The organism is Pseudomonas sp. D2002 (genome assembly GCF_013385735.1).
Taxonomy (GTDB): domain Bacteria; phylum Pseudomonadota; class Gammaproteobacteria; order Pseudomonadales; family Pseudomonadaceae; genus Aquipseudomonas.
Map to the genome: position 1 here is coordinate 211,879 of NZ_JACAPL010000013.1, position 20,462 is coordinate 232,340.

At 61.6% G+C, this 20,462-nt stretch carries 16 protein-coding genes; 9 read left to right on the forward strand and 7 right to left on the reverse strand.

What is annotated here, in order from left to right:
* Positions 1-83: 83 nt before the first annotated feature.
* From HX783_RS24275 to HX783_RS24300, 6 genes are all read left to right on the forward strand, one after another.
* Entirely contained in the window at positions 84-3,284 is a 3,201-nt protein-coding gene (locus tag HX783_RS24275; RefSeq protein WP_177018521.1) for a hybrid sensor histidine kinase/response regulator, read from the forward strand.
* A gap of 23 nt (positions 3,285-3,307) precedes the next feature.
* Positions 3,308-3,955 (forward strand): response regulator, encoded by a 648-nt coding sequence (locus HX783_RS24280; protein WP_177018522.1) that lies wholly within the window; start codon positions 3,308-3,310, stop codon positions 3,953-3,955.
* A gap of 216 nt (positions 3,956-4,171) precedes the next feature.
* Positions 4,172-4,774, forward strand: a complete 603-nt coding sequence (locus HX783_RS24285) for a fimbrial protein (protein ID WP_159957959.1) — start codon at positions 4,172-4,174, stop codon at positions 4,772-4,774.
* A gap of 77 nt (positions 4,775-4,851) precedes the next feature.
* The gene (locus HX783_RS24290) at positions 4,852-5,583 is read left to right on the forward strand and encodes a molecular chaperone (RefSeq protein WP_177018523.1); all 732 of its coding nucleotides are present in this window, start codon (positions 4,852-4,854) and stop codon (positions 5,581-5,583) included.
* An 85-nt stretch (positions 5,584-5,668) separates the two neighbouring features.
* Complete coding sequence (locus HX783_RS24295; protein WP_177018524.1) at positions 5,669-8,179, forward strand: fimbria/pilus outer membrane usher protein; 2,511 nt, start codon at positions 5,669-5,671, stop codon at positions 8,177-8,179.
* A gap of 212 nt (positions 8,180-8,391) precedes the next feature.
* Positions 8,392-9,228, forward strand: coding sequence for a 5'-nucleotidase, lipoprotein e(P4) family (locus HX783_RS24300; protein ID WP_177018525.1), 837 nt, complete (start codon positions 8,392-8,394; stop codon positions 9,226-9,228).
* A 15-nt stretch (positions 9,229-9,243) separates the two neighbouring features.
* Here the strand turns inward: HX783_RS24300 and HX783_RS24305 are convergent, their stop codons facing one another.
* Positions 9,244-9,732, reverse strand: coding sequence for a type VI secretion system tube protein Hcp (locus HX783_RS24305; protein WP_177018538.1), 489 nt, complete (start codon positions 9,730-9,732; stop codon positions 9,244-9,246).
* Positions 9,733-9,918: 186 nt separating this feature from the next.
* Between HX783_RS24305 and HX783_RS24310 the strand changes: the two genes are divergently transcribed.
* From HX783_RS24310 to HX783_RS24320, 3 genes are all read left to right on the forward strand, one after another.
* Entirely contained in the window at positions 9,919-10,833 is a 915-nt protein-coding gene (locus HX783_RS24310) for an NAD synthetase (protein WP_177018526.1), read from the forward strand.
* A complete protein-coding gene (locus HX783_RS24315; RefSeq protein WP_371317708.1) occupies positions 10,830-11,396 on the forward strand; it encodes a hypothetical protein in 567 nt (188 codons plus the stop codon). The genes HX783_RS24310 and HX783_RS24315 overlap by 4 nt, the downstream gene beginning before the upstream one ends.
* A 139-nt stretch (positions 11,397-11,535) precedes the next feature.
* A complete protein-coding gene (locus HX783_RS24320) occupies positions 11,536-12,675 on the forward strand; it encodes a hypothetical protein (protein WP_177018527.1) in 1,140 nt (379 codons plus the stop codon).
* Positions 12,676-12,799: 124 nt separating this feature from the next.
* On the opposite strand, the gene HX783_RS24325 is transcribed toward HX783_RS24320, so the two are convergent.
* Genes HX783_RS24325 through HX783_RS24350 form a run of 6 tightly spaced genes read right to left on the reverse strand, consistent with a single transcriptional unit; the run spans position 12,800 to position 19,938 of the window.
* Positions 12,800-13,234, reverse strand: a complete 435-nt coding sequence (locus HX783_RS24325) for a RidA family protein (protein ID WP_177018528.1) — start codon at positions 13,232-13,234, stop codon at positions 12,800-12,802.
* Positions 13,235-13,245: 11 nt separating this feature from the next.
* Complete coding sequence (locus tag HX783_RS24330; protein ID WP_177018529.1) at positions 13,246-14,829, reverse strand: FAD-dependent oxidoreductase; 1,584 nt, start codon at positions 14,827-14,829, stop codon at positions 13,246-13,248.
* An 11-nt stretch (positions 14,830-14,840) separates the two neighbouring features.
* Positions 14,841-15,764, reverse strand: a complete 924-nt coding sequence (locus HX783_RS24335) for an ABC transporter substrate-binding protein (protein ID WP_177018530.1) — start codon at positions 15,762-15,764, stop codon at positions 14,841-14,843.
* A gap of 17 nt (positions 15,765-15,781) precedes the next feature.
* On the reverse strand, positions 15,782-16,555 hold the full coding sequence (locus tag HX783_RS24340; protein ID WP_177018531.1) for an amino acid ABC transporter ATP-binding protein: 774 nt from the start codon (positions 16,553-16,555) through the stop codon (positions 15,782-15,784).
* A complete protein-coding gene (locus tag HX783_RS24345; RefSeq protein WP_177018532.1) occupies positions 16,548-17,519 on the reverse strand; it encodes an amino acid ABC transporter permease in 972 nt (323 codons plus the stop codon). The genes HX783_RS24340 and HX783_RS24345 overlap by 8 nt, the downstream gene beginning before the upstream one ends.
* Before the next feature lie 25 nt (positions 17,520-17,544).
* Positions 17,545-19,938, reverse strand: a complete 2,394-nt coding sequence (locus HX783_RS24350; protein ID WP_177018533.1) for a TonB-dependent siderophore receptor — start codon at positions 19,936-19,938, stop codon at positions 17,545-17,547.
* Positions 19,939-20,462 lie beyond the last annotated feature (524 nt).

Here is a 20,462-nt window from a genome sequence, read left to right on the forward strand (position 1 = left end):
CTGGTGGCCGTGGATTATCTGTTAGATAGTAAGGAGTAAGCTCCATCCAGTGCCGATTTATCCTGCGCTTGCGGAAACCCCTGATGAAGCACAACAACGCGGTCCTCGAAGCCTTTACCCGCAGCTCCGTGCGCCTGAACAAAGGCCTGATGGTGTTGATCGGGATCGCGTTGCTGCTGGTCCTGACCAACTACTGGTCGCTGCAACGCGGGGTCGAAACCCGCTACGGCGCCACCCGCTTTCATTTTGCGCGCTTGATGGAGAACCTGGCGGAACAGGCGTCGTACCTCAAGAGCCTGACGCATCCGGGCATCCAGGCCGAACTGCTGCGCGCCACCGACGTGCAGGTCAGCCTCAAAAGCCGCATGGTCGACAACCACCGCACGCTGTACGAAGGCCAGAAGTATTCGTTTTCGGTGCCGTTCAGCGTCAAGTTCGATGAGCAGCAGGTCAGCCCCGCCGCCCGGCCGCAGATCTTTGCCTTGGGCGCGCACCTGACCAGCTACTTCAGCGCGTTCTGGTCCTCATCGCCGTACGAGGCGCCGCAAACCTTTCTGCTCAATCGCCAGACGCCTTACATCATCACCATTCCGTCGGTGGGCTATCAGCGCCGAGAAAACACCGAGGAAACCGGCAACCTGGTGGCGCTGGTCAATGCGGTGCAGCAAACCCTCGAGCAGACGCCGCAGCCGCTGGAACAGAACCGCGTGTACTGGCAAGCCGGCCCCGCGCCCGATCATCTGCTGGCTTATATCGGTTTGCCCCTCGACGGCCAGGGCCAGGCGGTGGTCGGCACCGTGCTCGACGTGGCCCAGGTCGACGACGTGCAGCGTACCCTCGAGCATTCGGCCTTTGATAGCTTTACCCTGATTGCGCCCGATGGCAGCCGGTTGATCGGGCCCGAGACCGACGCGACGCTCAGCGACGGCATACACGTTAACGCCTACGGCTTTGAGTTCAAGATCACCCAGGCCGGTGACCAGCCGTGGAGCGCGGTGTATGGCCTGAACTACTCGCACTTCTTCCACTCGGCCTTATGGCCGTTGAGCAGCCTGGCGTTGTTCCTTGCCAGTTTGATCAGCCTGGGCTGGGCCGGCAGCCGTTGGTATCGGCGCCAGGTGATCACGCCCGCGCGCCTGGCCCACGAACGCATTGCCGAAAGCGTGGCTTTCAGCCGCGTGATCATCGACACCGCGCCCACCGGTTTGTGTGTGGTACGGCGCAGTGACGGCAAGGTCTTGATCGAAAACCAACGCGCCCAGCAATGGCCGGGCACCGCGCGCCTGGTGGCCGCCATGGCCGGTGTGCACGACAGCGGCGAGAGCGGCGAGAGCGGCGAGAGCGGCGAGAGCGGCGAAACGCACCTGGAGATCGAAGGCCGGCACTTGCAAGTCGGCTTTGTCTCCACCCGCTATCAGGCCGAAGACGTGCGCCTGTATGCGTTCAACGACATCACCCGGCATATCGACGACGCCCAGGCCTTGGAGGACGCCCGCCGCACCGCCGATGCCGCCAACAAGGCAAAGACGCTGTTCCTGGCGACCATGAGCCATGAAATTCGCACGCCGTTGTATGGCGTGCTTGGCACCCTGGAATTGCTCGGCCTGACCGACCTGGACCCCCATCAGCAAACTTACCTGCATACGATCCAGCGTTCCTCCGCCACGCTGTTCCAGTTGATCAGTGATGTGCTGGACGTCTCGAAAATCGAGTCCGGGCAAATGGCGATTGAAGCCGTGGAGTTCTGCCCGCTGGACATGCTCGAAGACACCTTGCACACCTATGCCGCCTTCGCCCAGCGCAAAGGTTTGCAACTCTACAGCTGCATCGATCCGCAGCTACCGGACTGTGTGATGGGCGACCCGATGCGGATCCGCCAGATTCTGAATAACCTGGTGAGCAACGCCATCAAGTTCACCGATATCGGGCGCGTGGTCATTCGCGCCCGAGTCACCGCACTCGACGCCAACAACGTCGACCTCGAATGGCAGGTCACCGACTCCGGCGTGGGCATTCCCGAGGCGCAACAGGCCAAGCTGTTCGACGTATTTTACCAGGCACCGGACACCGCCGGCGAAGGCGGCGCCGGGCTGGGACTGCCGATTTGCCGCTGGCTGGCGCAGATGATGGGCGGTGAAATCAAGGTGGTCAGCGAACCGGGCCTGGGCAGCAGCTTTACCCTGAAAATGCGCCTGCCGTTGTGCAGCGGTGCCCTGACCAACATGCCGCTGATCGAACCCAGCCCAACGCCCGTGTATGTGCAAGCACCGGTGCGGGAGTTGGCGCAGTCGCTGTGTGACTGGCTCAACCGTCTGGGCATTACGGCGGCCCTGGCGGCGTCCACGCCCGAGCAGGATAGCCGCCGCGCGGTGCTGATCGATGTGCTGCCCAATGAGCCGCTGCGCCCCTGGCCCGGCCAACGTGTGCTGTGCCTGCCGGGCGCGCACTCCCCGCCGCTGCACACGGAACAGGGCTGGGTGGTGGACATGCACGCCATGCGCGCCATTGCAGCCACCGTGTCGTTGGCGCAGCACGGCAAGCACGAGCATCCGCCGGCTACCTTGCCGCAAAGCGCTGGGCGGCTGGAGCTGCGCATCCTGGTGGCGGAGGACAACCCAGTCAACCAGGCGATCATCAAGGAACAACTGGAAGCGCTCGGCTGCTCGGTGACCCTGGCCGCCAACGGCGAGCAGGCGCTGCAGCTGTGGCAACCGCAGGCGTTCGACCTGGTGCTGACTGACGTGAACATGCCCTTGATGAATGGCTATGAACTGACCAAGACCCTCAGGGCGCATGATCGGCAGTTGCCGATTATCGGCGTGACCGCCAACGCCATGCGCGAAGAAGGCGTGCGCTGCCTGGCGGTGGGCATGAATGCCTGGATCGTCAAACCCCTGAGCCTGCAAACCTTGCGCGCGCAGTTGGCCAAGCACTGCAAAGGCAAGCCACCGGTAGAACCACCGCCGCAGACGTTCAATGACAGCGTGCAGCTGTCGGACAAGATGCGCCCGCTGTTCATCAGCAGCGTGCAGCAAGACTTGCAGCGTATCGGCGCGGCCCTGGCACAGCGCGATGCGCGCACCCTCGGCCAACTGCTGCACTCGGCCGCCGGTGCCCTCGGCGCAGTGCAGGCGCTCGACCTGGCCCAGGCCTGCATCGAACTGGAAAGCGCACTGAATCGCGGCAGCCTCGACACCTCGCTTGAGCTTAAGGTGAAGGCTGTGATGCAGCGACTGTCAGCCGTCCTGGACATGCTCCAGCCCGGGCACACTTCCCTCACTTGAACTGGCACTACGGACGGCCCTTTATGAAAAAATTCAACGTGGTTATCGCGGACGATCACCCGATCGTGCTGCTTGGGGTACGCGAGCTGGTGGAGCGCGACACGCGCTTTCAGGTCGTGGGCGAAGCCGTGTGTTCGGCGGGCCTGATCGAGCTGTTGCAGCGCCAGGGCGCCGACATTGTGATCACCGATTACAACATGCCGGGCGACTCGCCCTACGGCGATGGCCTGAAACTGGTGGAGTACCTGAAACGGCATTTCCCGCAGGTGCAGATTCTGATCCTGACGATGATTTCCAACCACCTGATCCTCACCCGTCTGCAGGAGCTGGGCGTGGTCGGTATCATCCAGAAAAGCCAGTTGCACACCGAGATCCAGCTGGCGCTGAAGGCGATTGCACAACAGAGCGCCTACCGCAGCCTGGAGCCGCCGAAAACCTCGGTGATCGAGACGTTGACCGCCATCGACGAGCGCTTCACCAGTTTGTCGCCCAAAGAGTTCGAGATCTTGCGTTTGTTTATTTCCGGCATGAGCGTGAGTGATATTGCGCGCAGCCAGAACCGCAGTTCAAAGACCATCAGTGCGCAAAAGATATCGGCGATGCGCAAACTTGAAGTGAGCAGCGACCAGGACCTTCTCACCTATTGCCTGACGCGTAACCTGTTCAACTAAGCACCCCTTGCAAGCCATTCCTGGACAATGGCTTGGTCCTTTATTTACTGGCCCCCTTTCCTCTCCCCCCTCTCCCCTGTCCCCTCTCCCGGTGCAACTAACCCGTCTATTGCGCGGCTTATAAGAATCGTCTTATTCGCTCGCCGCGTCTTGCCGCTTACTCTTTCCTCGCAGTTCAACAACCGCATTTTCCAACTAACACTTACGGACATCATCATGAAGAAGTTTTCCCTGGCTGTTATCGCCTCGGCCGTTATCGCTGCCTCCGGCAGTGCATTTGCCGCAGACCCGGCACCGACGCCTACCCTGGGCGGCAGCGGTAAAATTACCTTCACCGGCGTGATCAACAACGACGCCTGCTCGGTCGACGGCGCCAACTCCGACCGTACTATTTCGGTGGACATGGGCAACGTGTCGATCAAAGACATGGGCACCGCAGAAAACCCAACCGCAGGCCGTGTGACCGCCAAAGACTTCAACTTGAACGTCAACTGCAACCAGGGCACCAAAGTCGCGATGATCTTTGACGCCAACAACGGCGGTTCGGGCCTGGTGACCGGCAAGAACGTGCTGGCTTTGAACGCTGGTTCCGCTTCGGCTAAAAACGTCGGTATCGCCCTGCTCGACAGCAACGGCACCCTGATCGACCTCAGCTCGGCAGCCACTGCGCGCATCGAAAGCACCATGCACGGCAACGGCGCTGCCGGCGGCGACGCCACCCTGAGCTTCGCGGCGGCCTACGTCACCACCGGTGCCGCCGGTGCGTCTACCGCGGGTCGTGGTGATGCCACCCTGCCGTTCATCCTGCAATACGAGTAACCCCGGCACCCCGTGCACCGAACGCGCGAGGCCAAACGGCCTCGCCATTCTCTTTTTGATTACACCGGATAACCCTCATGCTGCCTCGTTCTATCGCCGCGTGCCTGGGGCTGCTGGGCATGCTTATGGCTACCCAGGCCGCCGCCAGCATTTCATTGAACGCCACCCGTATCGTGTTCGATGGCGACCACAAAGAAGCCAATATCACCGTGCGCAACGGTAACCAGGACGTGCTGATTCAGTCCTGGGTCGACATGAACGACACCAGCGGCAGCCGCGCCCCGTTTGCCGTCACCCCGCCGTTGGCGCGCGTCTTCGCCAAGGAACAGCAACTGCTGCGCATCTTGTATGAAGGCACGGGCATGCCCACGGACCGTGAGTCGGTGGTGTGGCTCAATGTGCAGGAAATCCCCAAGGCCAGTGAGACCGAGAACACCTTGCAGTTGGCCATCCGCCAACGCATCAAGATTTTTTACCGCCCTGCCGGCCTGACGGGCAGTGCGTTGCAGGCCCCGGCGCAGCTCGAATGGAGCCTGGTCAAACACGGCGCGCAAACGCTGCTGCGGGTGAAAAACCCGACGCTGTACCACGTGTCCATGGCCGACGTGAAAGTGCAGGCGCAACTGGCCAGTGACTCGACCATGGTTGCGCCCGGCGAGGAAAAACAGTTCCCGCTCAAGGCGGCGCCAGCGCCCGGCCCGGTGCAACTGACGTTTTCCAGCATCAATGATTACGGCGCGCAGAACCACTACAGCGCAGCCCTGTCGAGCGCCGTAGCGCACGCGACTGAATCACGCCTCACCCCCTAAGTACTTTCTCTAACCCACAGGCTCACGTTGCGTGCGTGTTTGCGTGCCCGCCTGTTCGCCAATCAGGGATGTCACAGGTCTTCGCATGTCTTTTCTTTCCAGCAACAGGCCCGCGCGTAGCGCACTGAAGTTGAGGACGCTGTCGCTTGCGATTGCCGCCAGCCTGCCGGCCTGGGCCATGGCCGATGAGGCAGCGGAAACCTTCAACACCACGTTCCTGCAAGGCTCACAGTCACCGGTCGACCTGCAGCAGTTGCTCTCGGCCAACAGCGTGCTGCCGGGCAACTACCGCGTCGACCTGTACAGCAACGAAGTGCTGGTGGGCCGGCGCGACATCGACTTCAAGCGCAACCCGCAAAACGGCCGGGTCGAAGCCTGCCTGACCCTCGACCTGCTCACGCAGTTGGGCATCGACATGAAACGCCTGCAGGCCGACGGCAAAGTCGACCCGCAGCAACCCCAGGAATGCTACGCCCTCGCCGACATGATAGAGGACGCCAGCGTGCGCTACGACAGCAGCCGCCTGCGCCTGATGGCGAGCATTCCGCAAGTGGCCATGCAGCGTGGCCTGCGCGGGTATGTCGACCCACAGTTATGGGATGACGGCGTGCCCGCTGCGTTCATCAACTACCAACTCAACAGCAGCCGCACGGCGGGCGACGCTAAAGCGCGCATCTCGAATAACCTCGGCCTGCGCAACGGCATCAACCTCGGCGCCTGGCGCCTGCGCAACGAGTCGAACCTGAGTGGCGGCACCGGCCGCCCGAACACCTACACCAGCAACCGCACCTACGTGCAGCACGACGTGACCGCGCTCAAGGGCCAGTTCAGCGCCGGTGAGATTTTCTCCGACACCGACCTGTTCGACAGTGTGCGTTATCGTGGCCTGAAACTGGCCTCCGATGACGGCATGCGCGCCGACAGCGAGCGCGGTTATGCGCCGGTGATTCGTGGCGTGGCACAGACCAACGCGACCGTGGAAATCCGCCAGAACGACTACATCCTCTACACCGCCAACGTCGCGCCGGGGCCGTTCGAGATCAATGATATTTACCCCAGCGGCTCCAACGGCGACCTGCAAATCACCGTGATCGAGGCCGATGGCACGCGCCGGGTGACAACGCAGGCGTTTTCCAGCCTGCCGATCATGGTGCGTGAAGGCCAGGTCAAGTACAGCCTCTCGGCGGGTACGTTCAAGAGCAATGCCGAGGGTCTGGCGAGCCCGCGTTTTCTCAGCGGCACCCTGGCGTATGGCTTGACCAGCAACCTCAGCGGGATTGTCGGGTTGCAGGCCAGCGAGGACTACAACGCGCTGTCCGTCGGCGCCGGCAAGAACACCGCGTTCGGCGCCTTCTCGCTGGACACCACCCACTCGTCCAGCAAGGCCCAGGGGAAAACCACCCAGGGCAGCAGCGTGCGCGCGCTGTATGCAAAAACCTTTACCGGCACCGATACCAACTTCACCCTGGCCGCCTACCGCTATTCCACCGAGGGCTACCGCACCCTCACCGACCACGTCGAAGACAACAGCCAGGATGTGCGTGTGCGCACTGGCCACTCGAAAACCCGCACCGACCTGACCATCAACCAGAGCATCGGCCGCAACAGCGAGTTCGGCAGCGTGTACGTGAACGCCAGCGACCAGCGCTACTGGAACCGTGGCGGCTCGCAGAGCTTTTCGGCCGGCTACACCAGCAACTGGGGCGACCTGAGCTACAACCTCGGCGTGACGCGCACCAAGCAAATCGTCGCCTGGGGCCAGCCGAGCAGCGACACCCAGTTGAACCTGTCCGTCTCATTCCCGCTGGGCAGCCAGGCGCGCGCGCCACGCGCATTTGTCACCACCAGCCGGCAGCACGGCGACACCACCACGCAGGCGGGCGTCAACGGCTATGTCGCCGACACCAGCGACACGTTCTACTCGGTACAGGCAGGCCACAGCGACACCAGCGGCGATTCCGGCTCGGTGAACCTCAACAGCCGCACGTCGGTGGCGGACGTCAGCCTCGGCTACAGCCAGGGCCAGGGTTATAACTCGCAGAACCTCAACCTGGCCGGTTCCGTGGTGGCGCACGCCGGCGGCATCAACCTTGGCCAGACCGTCAGCGAGACGTTCGCCTTGGCCGAAGTGCCGGGCATCTCCGGGGCGAAAATCAGCAGCTACAGCGGCGTCGAGACCGGCTACAACGGCTACGCCGTAATCCCGAATGCCCAGCCTTACCGCGTCAACTGGGTGAGCCTGGACACCCGCGACCTCGGCGGCGATGTGGAAATCACCAACGCCACCCAGCAAGTGGTGCCGCGCCGTGGCGCAATCGTGGTGGCGCACTACAGCGGCACCACCGGGCGGCGGGTGTTGTTTGAATTGTTTGATGCGCAACACAAGCCGCTGGCGTTTGGCGCTTCGCTGGAAGACTCGGCCGGCAAGCAACTGGCGATTGCGGACCCGAACGGCAATGCACTGGCGCTGGTGGAACAGGACCAGGGTACGTTGATCATCAAGTGGGGCGATCAACAGTGCAGCGCAAGCTATGCGTTAGCGCCGCAGAATAAAGCACTGAACTATGAGCGCCAGGCGTTGGTGTGCGGGCCTTGAAGGGGGCACTCCACATCCTCTCTGTCTGATTCACGAAGATCCAAATGTGGGAGCGGGCTTGCTCGCGAAGGCGGAGTGTCAGTCGCCGGAAATATCAACTGACACACTGCCTTCGCGAGCAAGCCCGCTCCCACATTTAGGTTGAGGTACAGCTTAAGGTCGGTGTTTAGGCTAAGGTGCTGCCGACGCGCCCTCCTCTTCGAGACTTGCCCATGCGTAACCTGATTTTCGCCGGTGCCTGCCTGCTGACCACCGCCCTCGCCGGCTGCCAGCAAACCCCACCGGCCAACGACCAACTCGACGCCGTGCTCTGGACCCAAACCTCCATCGAACATGAGTTGATCTACCGCCAGCTGTTCGCCAACGCCACCCGCCAGCTCGACGTGGCGCTGGCCGACCCAACCTGGGATGCCCTGCCCTTCCCGCCGCGCAACCTGGCTGGCCTGCCGCCCGCGGTGGTCGTGGATATCGACGAAACCCTGCTCGACAACGTGCCGCTCAATGCCCGCGACATCATCAATAATCAGGTCTACTCCTACGACCGCTGGAACACCTGGGTCGACCAGGCCAAGGCCCAGGCGCTGCCCGGCGCGGTGGCGTTCCTGCAAGCAGCACAACAAAAAGGCATCAAGGTTTACTACCTCACCAACCGCGAACACAGCCAGGTCGCGGCCACGGTCGCCAACCTGCGCCTGCGCGGCTTCCCGGTGGACAGCGACGAGCAGGTGCTCGCCGCCAGCACGCCGACCGGCCATTGCGAAAGCGCCGGTTATGGCAAAAATTGCCGCCGCCAATGGGTCGCCAGCCACGCCCGCGTGTTGTTGATGGCGGGCGATTCCCTGGGGGATTTCGTGCAGGCCGAACACAACACCCTCGCGGACCAGCGCAAGGCCGTAGCGCCCTACCTGAATTGGCTGGGACAACGCTGGTTTTTGCTGCCTAACCCGAGTTATGGCAACTGGTACAGCGCGCCGTATGGGGATGATGAGAAGTTGCCGTTTGAGCGTAAACGCCAACTTAAGCAGCAGGCATTGCAGTTGCAGCAATAAAGGACTGGCTGGGGCTCAGGCCTTCACGTTCTGCCGGATGTTCCAGCCAAATTTCACCGGTCCACCGTCCTTGCCGCCGTCGGCTTTTTGCGGCTGGTAGCTGACGTCGACGGTGGCGAAATTCAAGGCAAAGCTGTCATGCAGCACATCGGCGCCGTTTTCAGCACTGGTGCTGTAGGACACCACCATGACCTCCTTCAGGGTGATCACCAAATACTCCACCGGGCTCGCGCCTCCCGCCTTGCGCACCACCAGTTTCGCTTCCGGATAATGCTTGCCGCTGGCGCAGGCCATCATCAGGTTGGGGCTGGATTTATCCAGCGGCTTTGTCAGGTTCAAATTGGCAATATTGACCTTGCCCGCACCACCACCCGTGCCGCTGTGCATCGACCCCGACTGCGACATTCCCCACGCCCAGTGGGTGATATCAATCTCATCGCGATGGGCTTGATCCCTTGACTCACCCTTGATGTCGCCCAGTTTCAAAAACATATCGACGGCCATGCTTGTTCCCTGTCTTGGTGTGCGTCGGTAGTGACGTGGGGCGCACTTTTCCTTAGCCACCACGCTGCACGCAAGACGCCAAATCGGGATAGAGACGCACCCCACTTGAATTGGCGAACCTTCCGACATTCATAGCTGCCTGCTCGTCTTTACGCTCTCGACTCTCGCAAAAACCAGGAGTTAAGGATGACTGCGTCCCTGTTGAACGATGGATTCCCCTCGGCTCACCGCACTGCGCGTCAGCGGATTGAAAGCCGTATTGATCTACGCAAGCTGTTCTTCGCCATTGATGCTGATCCGGCGCTGATTGGCGCGGGGGTGGTGTATATCGATGATGAATTCAATGTCGTGACACTGCGTGAGTTTCAGGCGGTATGCAGCGTGGTGCCGAAGAAGGTGGTGTTACGCGAGGCGCCTCGCTATGTAGGGCCTGCGGAGTTCAAGCGGATGTTGGAGCATGAGCCGCGGGAGTCGGAACTGGTAGCGGAGTCTCTGAATACGGCGGTCACTTGTACGGGTGCGTTGTTGAGTTGGATGGTAGTTTCGAGTGGAATTGCGTTAATACCGTTTTCAGCGGGAGCGAGTACGGCAATTACGTTTATTGGCCAGGCTGCCTTGGCAGCCAGTCTCGCCCAATGTTTTATCGGCGTTGGTAGAACCGGCGCTGAGTTGATTGCTCCGCAAATTCTTGATCGTCTCGACAACGAGGTTTGGTATGAGGCCGCTACCTCTGTGCTGGATGGCGTCGCTTTACTTGGGATTGGAACATCAGCCCTGACGACAGTCAAAGCCATTAATGTCGGTACCAGGGTAACGGGTAAACCCCTCAGACAAATACTCAAAGGGCTTACACGACAAGAGCGGGTAAAACTCAATGATGAATTGCTCAGAATCAACGATGCGCGACTGACGACGAAACTACTCAAGTTGAAAAAAGCTGCTGGCAACGCGTCTAAGCGCATCAGTGCGACACACATGCAACGTGCCACAGCCAATCACATAAGGGATGCATGTGCAGGAGTACTGGGGATAACAAGCAGCGCAATGTCAGGGAACGTCAAGACCCTCGCTATCGGTCTTTACGAGGAAGTCAGACCGTGAAAAAGCAGCGAGCCCAAAAAGCCCTGGACGAAATGGGTTACAGCAATCAATCCGCTCTTGACTGGAAAAATATGAGCGCAGAAGACTTCAATTATTCAGTTTTCTATTTAGAAGACCCTCGTTTACTGCGCAAACGCTACACACCCGTCATTGCTGGATGGGTGCTTGCCGGGTGTTTCTCAATTGCACTGACCGGTTTGCTGGTATTGGTCACCTATCTTTCCGGTGCACCGGACGATACAACGTTGCGAAATTGGTTTTTTTCCGGGCTGGCAATCACGATAGTGTTTGGTATCGCCAAAGCTCGAGTGTTGTACGGTCACATTCATTGGGTCTGGATACATGTCGGCTTATACATCATCTGTTTTATGGTCTCACTGGCCTCAATCATCCACGCCCCCAATATTTACCTCTACTCCACAGCCCTCCTCGGCCCGCTGACCGGCCTCTTGATCCTCAACAGCCACCGCTGCCGCGAACTGCGCCACAAGATGGTAGAGATCCGCCATAAACGCGAAGCCATCATCGCGACCCTGAAAAAACAGGGTCGCTGGAAATGGTAGTAAGCCCCGGCCACAGTCAGGTGTACGTCCCATGGGTAAAACTGAATACCTATCCGTTCAGTCAGTGCCCATGGCCGCGTTTTTTTGCCACACTGCGGCGCGACGCTGCCGTTGCGCGCAGCCCCGCCAGGACGGAACGATGACCAGCATGGACTCGATCATTCGACAGTTTTCTGCCGAAGGCGCAACTCACCTCTATTCCAGCCCACCCACGGTATTGACACCCGCCGACCTCTACCGCGCCAAGGGCGATGGGCATTTCCGAGAGGCGATTGCCGGCAGCAATATCTACCTGATCACCGCCAGGCGTCGGGTGCTGATCAACCCGCATGACCTGTACCTGCTCGGTCGATCGGCGCACGGCAGTTTTATCGTGATAAGCGAACAGGGCGTGCAGTCCATCCCTTTCCGTTATGACATTCCGAGGATCGGGCCTGACGATCAGGATGACATCGAACAGGTGCTGGTCGCGCCCAACGGCACGCACCTGACTATCCTCTCGACCTCACGGCAAATGACCACCGCCGCGCACATCGTCGTGGCAAACGCGACCAGCGCCCTGCAAGCCGAACATCGGGACATGAACGTGCTGTATGTCGGCCAGGGCATCGGCAAGGTTCACGCGCGTACGGCGGTGGACCGGCTGTTGAACCACACCACCTTGCAACGCATCCTTGCAGAAACCTCAACCAACAACCCCGAGCTGGAGGTGTCGATCCTGCTCTACCGGTTCGAGCACGGCCGGACGATGATCAGCAACGGCGGAGACTTCAATGCTGAACCGGTGGCCAGCGAGCAGGATGAGGCGGAGCATTTTGAGCGGCTGCGCAATGTGCGCCTGAACCGTGATGAGGTCATCACACTGGCTGAGGCCGCCCTGATCAACCACTTCAAACCGCATTACAACACCCTGCTCAAGTCCACCAACTTCGCCGCCAACAACAAAATAAAACCGCTGAAAAAGCTCCTCGCCAAGGGTATCAGCGGGCTGACCGTAGAGATCTGCAGCGCCACGCTCAACGCGCGCCTGGGCACCCACGATGCGCTGCCCATAGCGTTGAGCACCTTCCTTGCGGCTGACGTCCTTGAGGGCTGCAACCTCGACAGTGAGCAGGAAAAGCAGGCGTGGGCCGAAGAACTGCGGGTGATGGCGCACACGCACTACGCCAGCTTCCCCCTCACCACGCCACAGGAGCGCGATACCTTCATGCACGGCATGGTTTGGCTCGGCGAATCGGTGCGCGAGCAGATCTGGCCACTGCCCGGCAAGGGTGCCTAGGCATTTGCCCTAAGTAGCCGGGGTAATGTCGCAAGCAGGGCTTGTTGTGGCAAGCAGGGCTTGATGTGGTGAGCGGGCTTGCCACAAAAGCCCCGCGCGCCACAACAAGCCAGCTCACTTCAAATCAAGCGGTTCTAGCGGCGATGGCTTCGACTTCCACCAGTGCCCCCGGCAGCGGCAACGCCACCACTTGCAACGCGGTGCGCGCCGGTTTGTTCGGCTGTTCGGGCGTGCCGAAAAACTGCGTGTAACCGCGCTGCAACCCGGCAAAGTCGAGCTTGCCGCCGGTCTCTTCGGCGCCGACCAGGAACACCCGCAGCTGCACGATATCGCCCAGGTCCAGGTCTTGCTGTTGAAGGATCTTGCGCAGCTTGTTGAACACCGACACCGTCTGCACTTCAGTGCTGCCGTACGCGGCTGGCGTGCCAGCGGGTGCCTGGGCGTCGGCAAGATCCGGCAAGGTGCCGCTGACGAAAATCAGGCTGGCGGAGGCCGGCACAGTCACGGTTTGCGAAATCGGAAAATCACCGACGCTGGTACGTTGAATGCTGTCGCTCATGAGGGTGCTCCTTAAGAGGCGGCCACTGCCGCAAGGTAGGTTTGTTGGGCCACACGGTCAGCCAATTGCGCAACCACATGACGCGCCGAGTTGGCCGCCGATTCCTGCCAGATGCCCACGCCGCTTTGCACCAGGCCGTCACCGGCGAAGTACACGCGGCCATGGGCCTGTTCGAGCAAGGCACTGGCGTCGGCGGGGAAATGTTCGCGTTGCAGCCACGGGCCTTCGCTGTAGGGAATCTGTTCCCAGGACACCGCCAGCGGGTTGCGCAGGTGTTTGGAATAACCCGGATGCAACAGCTCGACGGCTTCCTGCGAAGTGGCGTACTGCTGCTCGAACGGTTGCGCGCCAAACACGTCGGCGCCCTCCCCGGTTACGTAACCGGCCACCAGCAAACCTTCGCGGGTGTTGAGGTCGTTGCTCGGATACCAGAGCAACCGCGCCGGATGCTCGATCCAGGACAGGCCGCCGTAGGTGCGGTAATCGGTTTCCCAGAAGCGCGGCGATTGCCACGCCACTTTGGTCGCCTGGTCGCTGCGGGTGCTGAGCAACGCGGCCTTGATCGGGTCGCTGAAATCGGTGTCGAGCTTGGCCAGCAGCGGCAGCGGCAAGGTCGAGACCAGGTAATCGGCGCGCACCACCTGTTCGCGGCCACTGTTTTTATCGTGGTAGGTCACCGCCACGCCGTCTTCCAGCTGACGGATCTGGCGCACCTGGGCGCCGAGTTGCACGTGGTCGCGCACGCGCTGGTAGAAGGCGTCGGTGATGCGGTCCATGCCGCCGACGGGTTGAAACATGGTCGCCGAGAACTCCGGGAACTCCGTGTGCAATAACGCGCCCCAGAGTTCGGGGTGCAGCAGCCGATCAAGCGCCAGCGGGCTGCGGCTGGCGGGCAATGCGCCGGGGTGCGCGGGCGACTCCAGGTGGCCGGCGCGCAGGCTGCCTTCATAGGCCAGCTCCTGCGACAGGTCGCCGTATACCTGCAGGAATGCCAGCAAGCGCGTGCGCTCTTCACTGCTCAGCACATCGTCGAGCGCATCACGCTGCACCGCTGTGGCCAGCAAGCCGGACAAGTGCCCGCGTGCATCGTTGATCGCCTGGCCGACGGTGAACGCGGGCTGTTGCAGGTCCGGGCGCACCTGGGCGCCATGGCTGCTGTTGACCAGGACTTCGAGCGGCACGCCCAGCTCGCTGCAATAGTCGAGAATCGTACGGTGCTGGCTGGGAATCCTGGCCGGGCCGGCGTTGAAATACAGGCCCTGATCAAACGCCACGGTTTGCGTGCGGCCGTCCTTGTAGTCCACGCGATCGCCATTGCGCAGGGTCCAGGTGCGCCCGCCGACCCGGTCTCGGGCTTCCAGCACTTGCACATCAAACCCGGCGCGGGTCAGTTCCAGCGCAGTGACCAGCCCGGCAACCCCCCCGCCCAGCACCAGCACGCGGGTGCCCTGGCCCAGGCCGGGCTTGAGTTTCAGCGGTTGCGGGCGCCGGTGCGATGACGGCCCCAGGCCCAATGCCGCGAGTGCATCCTTGACGGCCGGCTCACCGCCGACTGCGGCGATGCTCGACAGCGCTTCACGTCGTGTCAGTCCCATGTTCGCGACTCCTAGTCCGGCAGGCCCGGTGGGTTGATCAGCGATTTGTCGACGCGCTCAATGTCCAGGCCCCAGCGTTGCAGCACCTGTTCGTATTGGCCACCAGCAATCGCGCCTTCCAGCGCAGTGTGAATCGGCTTGACCAGGCCGTTGTCCTTGCGCGTGGTCACGGCGATATCCGCTTTCAACGGCCAGCCGCCATTCACCGTGCCGACCAGCTTGATGCCGCCGGTAATGGCCGCCGAATAGGCGTACACCGAGTTAGGCCCGAACAGCGCATCGCTGCGCCCGGACTGCACCGCCAGTTGCGCGGCGGCCTGGTCGTCGAAGTACTGCAACAGCGCCGGCTTGATGCCGGCCTTTTCATTCGCCTCGTTCCACGCCAGCAAGACTTTTTCCTGGTTGGTGCCGGAGCCGACGATGATCTTCAGCCCGGCGATGTCCGAGGCCTGTTTGATCTCGGTGATCTTGCTGGTGCTCTTCACATAAAACCCGAGCACATCCTGACGGTAAGTGGCGAAGTCAAAACGCTTTTTGCGCGCCTCGGTGACGGTGACATTGCTGATCACCGCGTCGTATTTGCCCGAGCTGACGCCCAGCGGCCAATCCTCCCAGCTGGTCTGCACCACGTTGAGTTGCAAGCCCAAACTGTCAGCCACCAACTGCGCGGTGTCGGCCTCGCTGCCGATGGTGGTCTTGTCGTCATTGGCCAGCAGCGCCAGGGGTGGCCCGGCCACGCCGGACACGGCCACGGTGAATTTGCCCGGCTGGGCGAACTTGAAGCCTGGCGGGATCTGCGCGATGGCCGCTTCATTGCGCGGCACATGGATGCGCACGCGGTCGGGGCTGAAGTCGACCTGTTGCACGGCGAAGGCGCTTTGCGCGGTGCTGACGGCAAGTGCCAACAGGGCCACGCGGGCGGTATTGATGAACATGGCAATCACTCCTTGAACTAAAGCACTTTGCCGAGAAAGGCCACGGTGCGGGGATGTCGGGGTTGGCGGAAAATCTGTTCGGGCGGGCCTTCTTCGATCAGTTGGCCATCGCAGAGAAACACCACGTGGTCGGCCACCTCGCGGGCAAAACCGATCTCATGGGTGACGATCACCAGGGTCACACCCAGCTGGGTCAGGCCCTTGATCACGTCGAGCACCTCGCCCACCAGTTCCGGGTCGAGGGCTGAAGTGGGTTCGTCAAACAGCAGCACCTTGGGGTCCAGCGCCAGGGCACGGGCGATGGCGACGCGCTGTTGCTGGCCACCGGAGAGCTGGCGCGGGTAAGCATCGACCTTGTCCGCCAGGCCAACCTTGGCCAGCAACTCGGCGGCCTTGAAGTGGGCTTCGGCCTTGCTCCAGCGTTTGTGGGCCAGCGGCGCCTCGGCGATGTTTTCCCAGGCGGTGAGGTGCGGGAACAGGTTGAAGTTCTGGAACACGAAGCCCACGTCGATGCGGCGCTTAAGAATCTCGCGCTCTTTCAATTCGTAGAGTAGGTCACCCTTGCGGCGATAGCCGACGTATTCACCGTCGATGGTGATGTGCCCGCTGTCGATTTTCTCCAGGTGGTTGATGGTGCGCAGCAAGGTGGACTTGCCCGAGCCGGACGGCCCGAGAATCACCGTGACCTTGCCGGGGTCGATGGTCAGGTCGATGTCTTTCAACACCTGCTGGTTGCCAAAGCGCTTGCCCACGCCCTGGATCTGGATGCGCCCGGCGCGTGCTTCACTCATGGGTTTTCTCCTTGAGCCAGCGGCGGATGCGTTGCAGGGGCGTCGGCGGCAGCACGCGCGCGGTGCCACGCGCGAAGTGGCGCTCGACGTAGTACTGCGCGCTGGTCAGCACGGTGGTGATGATCAAGTACCAGACGGTGGCCACGATCAGCAGTGGAATCACCGCCTGGGTGCGGTTGTAGATGACCTGCACGGTGTAGAACAGCTCCGGCAAGGCCAGCACGTAGACGATGGAGGTGCCCTTGACCAGGCCAATGATTTCGTTGAACCCCGAGGGCAGAATAGAGCGCAGCGCCTGGGGCAGGATGATGCGGAAGATGCGGCGCGAAGCCGGCAAACCCAAGGCCGCCGCCGCTTCATGCTGGCCGGCATCCACGCCGATCAGGCCGCCGCGAATAATCTCCGCCGCGTAGGCCGCTTGCATCAGGCTCAGGCCCAACACCGCCACGGTGAATTGGCTGAGTACATCCACCGTCGACCATTCGGCGAACACCACACCGGTGAACGGCACGCCTACGACGATGTGGTCGTAGAGGTAGGCAAAGTTGTAGAGGATGATCAGCACCAGCAGCGCCGGCATCGAGCGGAAAAACCAGATATAGCCCCAGGCCAACGCCGCCAGCAGCGGCGAGCCCGACAACCGCGCCAGGGCCAGCGCGGTGCCGAGGATGATGCTGAACACGGTACTGAGCAATGTCAGCAACAGCGTCTGGCCGAGGCCACGCAGCACCGACGGCGAGAAGAACCACTGGCCGAACACGCCCCACTCCCAGCGCGGGTTGGTGGCCAGCGAATGCACGATAGCGAGCAGCACCAGCGCGGCGAAAATCGACCCGGCCCAGCGCCAGGGGTGCCGGGCCGGCACCACGTGCAAGGCTTTGATCGGCGTGGCGACGCGCGCCTGGCGCACCGGGTAGTCGGTGACCTCATCGATCAGGTCATAGGTTTTGGCGACAATGGGCATGGTCTATTCCTCGCGGGTTGCGGCCTCAGAAGGCGTAAGTCAGCCGGGTGTAGTAGTACCCGCCGGTAAAACCGTAGGGCGAATACGTGCCGTAGCTGGCGAGCATGGTGCTGCTCGGCACGCCTTGTTTCTTGGGGTATTGGTCAAACAGGTTCTTGGCGCCGACGGCGATGTTGAGGTCTTTGGTGAGGTTGTAGCCAAGGTCGAGGTCGGTGATCCATTTGGCGCTGTAGACCCGGTCGAGGCTGCGGTCGGCAGAGACGTTGACCTCTTTGTACGAGCCATAACGGGTCAAGGCCAGGTTGAGGTTGAAGCGGTCGATGCTCCAGTCACCGCCCAGGATCAGCTTGGTCTTGGGCTGCACATCGGTGATCAGGCCACGGGCCTGGCGGTCCATCAGGTCATAGGAGGTGCCGAGGATGTCGGTGGAGGCCTTGTAGTTGAGAATCTTGGTCTGGTTCCAGTTGAACGCCGCCGTCCACTTCAGCGAGCCGTACGGGCCGATGTCCTGGTTGTAGTTGCTGACCAGGTCCACGCCTTTGGTGCGGGTGTCGGCACCGTTGATGAAGTACTGGCCGCCGGAAGTGGAATTGATGCCATTGTTCTGCAAGACCTGGGTGACTTCCGGGCCGAGCAAGGTGCCGGTCAGGGTGATGCGGTCGCGCAGGTTGATCACGTAGGCGTCGGCGGTGAAGTTCAAGCGGTCGGTGGGCGTGAGGGTGAAACCGAGGCTGAAGTTGGTCGAGCGTTCGGGCTTCAAATCCTGGGCGCCGAGAGCCTTGGCCGCCGCCGAGCCCACCGGCAGCACGCCGTAGTTGATCGACTGATACACGCCGTCGACCACGCCATAGGTGGTCGAGCGCGCACTGAACAGGCTGTTGGCCAGGGACGGCGCGCGGAAGCCATTGCTGACCGTGGCGCGCACGGCAAATTGCGGGTTGAAATCGTAGCGCGTGGTCAGCTTGCCGCTGCGGGTCGCGCCGACGCCTTCGTTGTAATGCTCATAGCGAAACGCGGTGCCCACGTACCAGTCCGGCAGCGGGTTGAAGCCCACATCCACATAGGTGGCGAGGCTGTTGCGCGAGGCGCTGCTCTCTTCAGCCGGTGAAATGCCGTTGGTGACCTGCGCCCCGGACGACGCGCAATTGCCCGGCGCCACGCAGTAGCCGCCATTGGCATAGGACGCATAGTCACCGGCCTGCACCTCATAAGTGTCGCGCCGATGCTCGAAGCCATAGGACAGGTCCAGCGGCTTTTGCAGGCCGATGTCGAAGCCGCGCTTGAAGTCGAGGTTGGTGGTCAGCTCGGTGGAAATCCAGGTGCCGGAGGTGAAGCTGTTGGGTGTGTACTCGCCCAGCGACGGGTTCTGGTTATGCGTGGTGCCCTGCTCCGCTTCGTTGCGCCCGTAGGTGGTCGACAGGTCCCAGTCCCACGCGCCGACGGTGCCTTTGCCGCCGAACGCGGCCTGGAAATCGTCTTCGTCGATGTACCAGGTCGGCGTATACCCGGCCGGGTAGCCATTCGGCCCGGTGGTGATGGTGTTGGTGATGGTCGGCAGGCGGAAATTCTGGCCCTGCTCGGCCTTGCGCCGCGAATAAGTGGTAAAGGAATACAGGCTCAGGCTGTCGTCGATCGGCAGCTCGGCGTTGTAGCCCAGGGTCAGCAGGTTGGTCTTGGGTGTGCCATAGCCGCCATAGGTTGCACGACCCGCCTGCTCATAGGCTTGTGCATAGCTGTAGCCGTTGGCGCTGGCCTTGTTGTCGTCATTCTGGCTGCGCGCATCCAGGGCCAATTGCACGATACCGCCGTTGCCGATCTCGAAGCCCTTGTTGAGGCTTTGTTGCACGGTCTGCTTCTTGCCGTCGTAACCCTGGCCGACGTTGGTCACCGAAGTGCCGCTGGTGTCGGCCTTGAGGATCACGTTGATCACCCCGGCGATGGCATCGGAACCGTATTGGGCGGCGGCGCCGTCGCGCAGCACTTCGACATGGTCGATGGCGCTGATGGGGATCAAGTCAAGGTCGGCGGGCGCGGCGCCGGTGTTGATACCGTTGATGTTCAAGGTGGCGCTGGTGTGGCGGCGCTTGCCGTTGACCAGCACCAGCACTTCGGCGGCGCTCAGGCCACGCAGGTTCGGGGCGCGGGCAATGCCGCTGGCGTCCCAACCGGTTTTTTCCGGCAGGGTCAGGGATGGGATGACGGCGCTCAGGGCTTCCATCAGGCCGGGCTTGCCGGTGCTTTGCAGTTGCTTGGCGCTGACCACATCAATCGGCACCGGGCTACTGGTGACGGTGCGCTGTTCGGCGCCACGGTTGCCGGTGACCACCACGGTGGACAAGGTGCTGTCGTCCTGGGCCTGGGCCGTGCTTGTCAGCAGGGCCAGCGCCAGTGCGGCGGTGGGGGGTAGAACTTGCTTCATGGTCGCTCCAAACTTTCCAAATCGCGAAGTCGGGCAGTCGAGCGGTCGTGCGCGGTGCTCGGTTTTTTCCGAGGTGTTTCGGCGATTGGAAACTAGGTGTGGGGCGAGCGAGGGGTTTGAATGGGCAACATACGTTGAACTCCGTTCCAACGATTCTGCCGCGGGGTCTTTACCCGGTTATGGCGCGCAGAATCTGAATCACGCTGGGTACCATCCGAGGTCAGGGGTAGGCTGTTGCGATCAAACATAACGGAATGGATTTTAAAAATATAATGCTATTTGGGCATAAGCTAATATTCTCTACTTTCATTATTTATTGATATTTTTATTCGTGTTGGTAATGTTTCTTCGAGATTAGACGGGGTTGGTTGTGTACATATCCGTTATTTGGGTGATGGCGGATATGGGTTCCGCTCTTACAGCGGGTCACTTTTGGAAAAGAGCCCCAAAAGTAACCAAAAGGGCTCTTGCCCCACCACTCGGCACCTCGCCTAGGCTCGGCATGCCCTCACTCCGGCTTGAAT

What these genes read in the sequence shown, in the direction of transcription:
- HX783_RS24275 (WP_177018521.1), top strand. Translation starts at nt 84, where the DNA reads ATGAAGCACAACAACGCGGTCCTCGAAGCCTTTACCCGCAGCTCCGTG.
- HX783_RS24325 (WP_177018528.1), bottom strand. Translation starts at nt 13,234, where the DNA reads ATGAGCGACAGCATTCAACGTACCAGCGTCGGTGATTTTCCGATTTCG.
- HX783_RS24285 (WP_159957959.1), top strand. Translation starts at nt 4,172, where the DNA reads ATGAAGAAGTTTTCCCTGGCTGTTATCGCCTCGGCCGTTATCGCTGCC.
- HX783_RS24340 (WP_177018531.1), bottom strand. Translation starts at nt 16,555, where the DNA reads ATGAGTGAAGCACGCGCCGGGCGCATCCAGATCCAGGGCGTGGGCAAG.
- HX783_RS24295 (WP_177018524.1), top strand. Translation starts at nt 5,669, where the DNA reads ATGTCTTTTCTTTCCAGCAACAGGCCCGCGCGTAGCGCACTGAAGTTG.
- HX783_RS24320 (WP_177018527.1), top strand. Translation starts at nt 11,536, where the DNA reads ATGACCAGCATGGACTCGATCATTCGACAGTTTTCTGCCGAAGGCGCA.
- HX783_RS24330 (WP_177018529.1), bottom strand. Translation starts at nt 14,829, where the DNA reads ATGGGACTGACACGACGTGAAGCGCTGTCGAGCATCGCCGCAGTCGGC.
- HX783_RS24305 (WP_177018538.1), bottom strand. Translation starts at nt 9,732, where the DNA reads ATGGCCGTCGATATGTTTTTGAAACTGGGCGACATCAAGGGTGAGTCA.
- HX783_RS24335 (WP_177018530.1), bottom strand. Translation starts at nt 15,764, where the DNA reads ATGTTCATCAATACCGCCCGCGTGGCCCTGTTGGCACTTGCCGTCAGC.
- HX783_RS24300 (WP_177018525.1), top strand. Translation starts at nt 8,392, where the DNA reads ATGCGTAACCTGATTTTCGCCGGTGCCTGCCTGCTGACCACCGCCCTC.
- HX783_RS24310 (WP_177018526.1), top strand. Translation starts at nt 9,919, where the DNA reads ATGACTGCGTCCCTGTTGAACGATGGATTCCCCTCGGCTCACCGCACT.
- HX783_RS24345 (WP_177018532.1), bottom strand. Translation starts at nt 17,519, where the DNA reads ATGCCCATTGTCGCCAAAACCTATGACCTGATCGATGAGGTCACCGAC.
- HX783_RS24280 (WP_177018522.1), top strand. Translation starts at nt 3,308, where the DNA reads ATGAAAAAATTCAACGTGGTTATCGCGGACGATCACCCGATCGTGCTG.
- HX783_RS24350 (WP_177018533.1), bottom strand. Translation starts at nt 19,938, where the DNA reads ATGAAGCAAGTTCTACCCCCCACCGCCGCACTGGCGCTGGCCCTGCTG.
- HX783_RS24290 (WP_177018523.1), top strand. Translation starts at nt 4,852, where the DNA reads ATGCTGCCTCGTTCTATCGCCGCGTGCCTGGGGCTGCTGGGCATGCTT.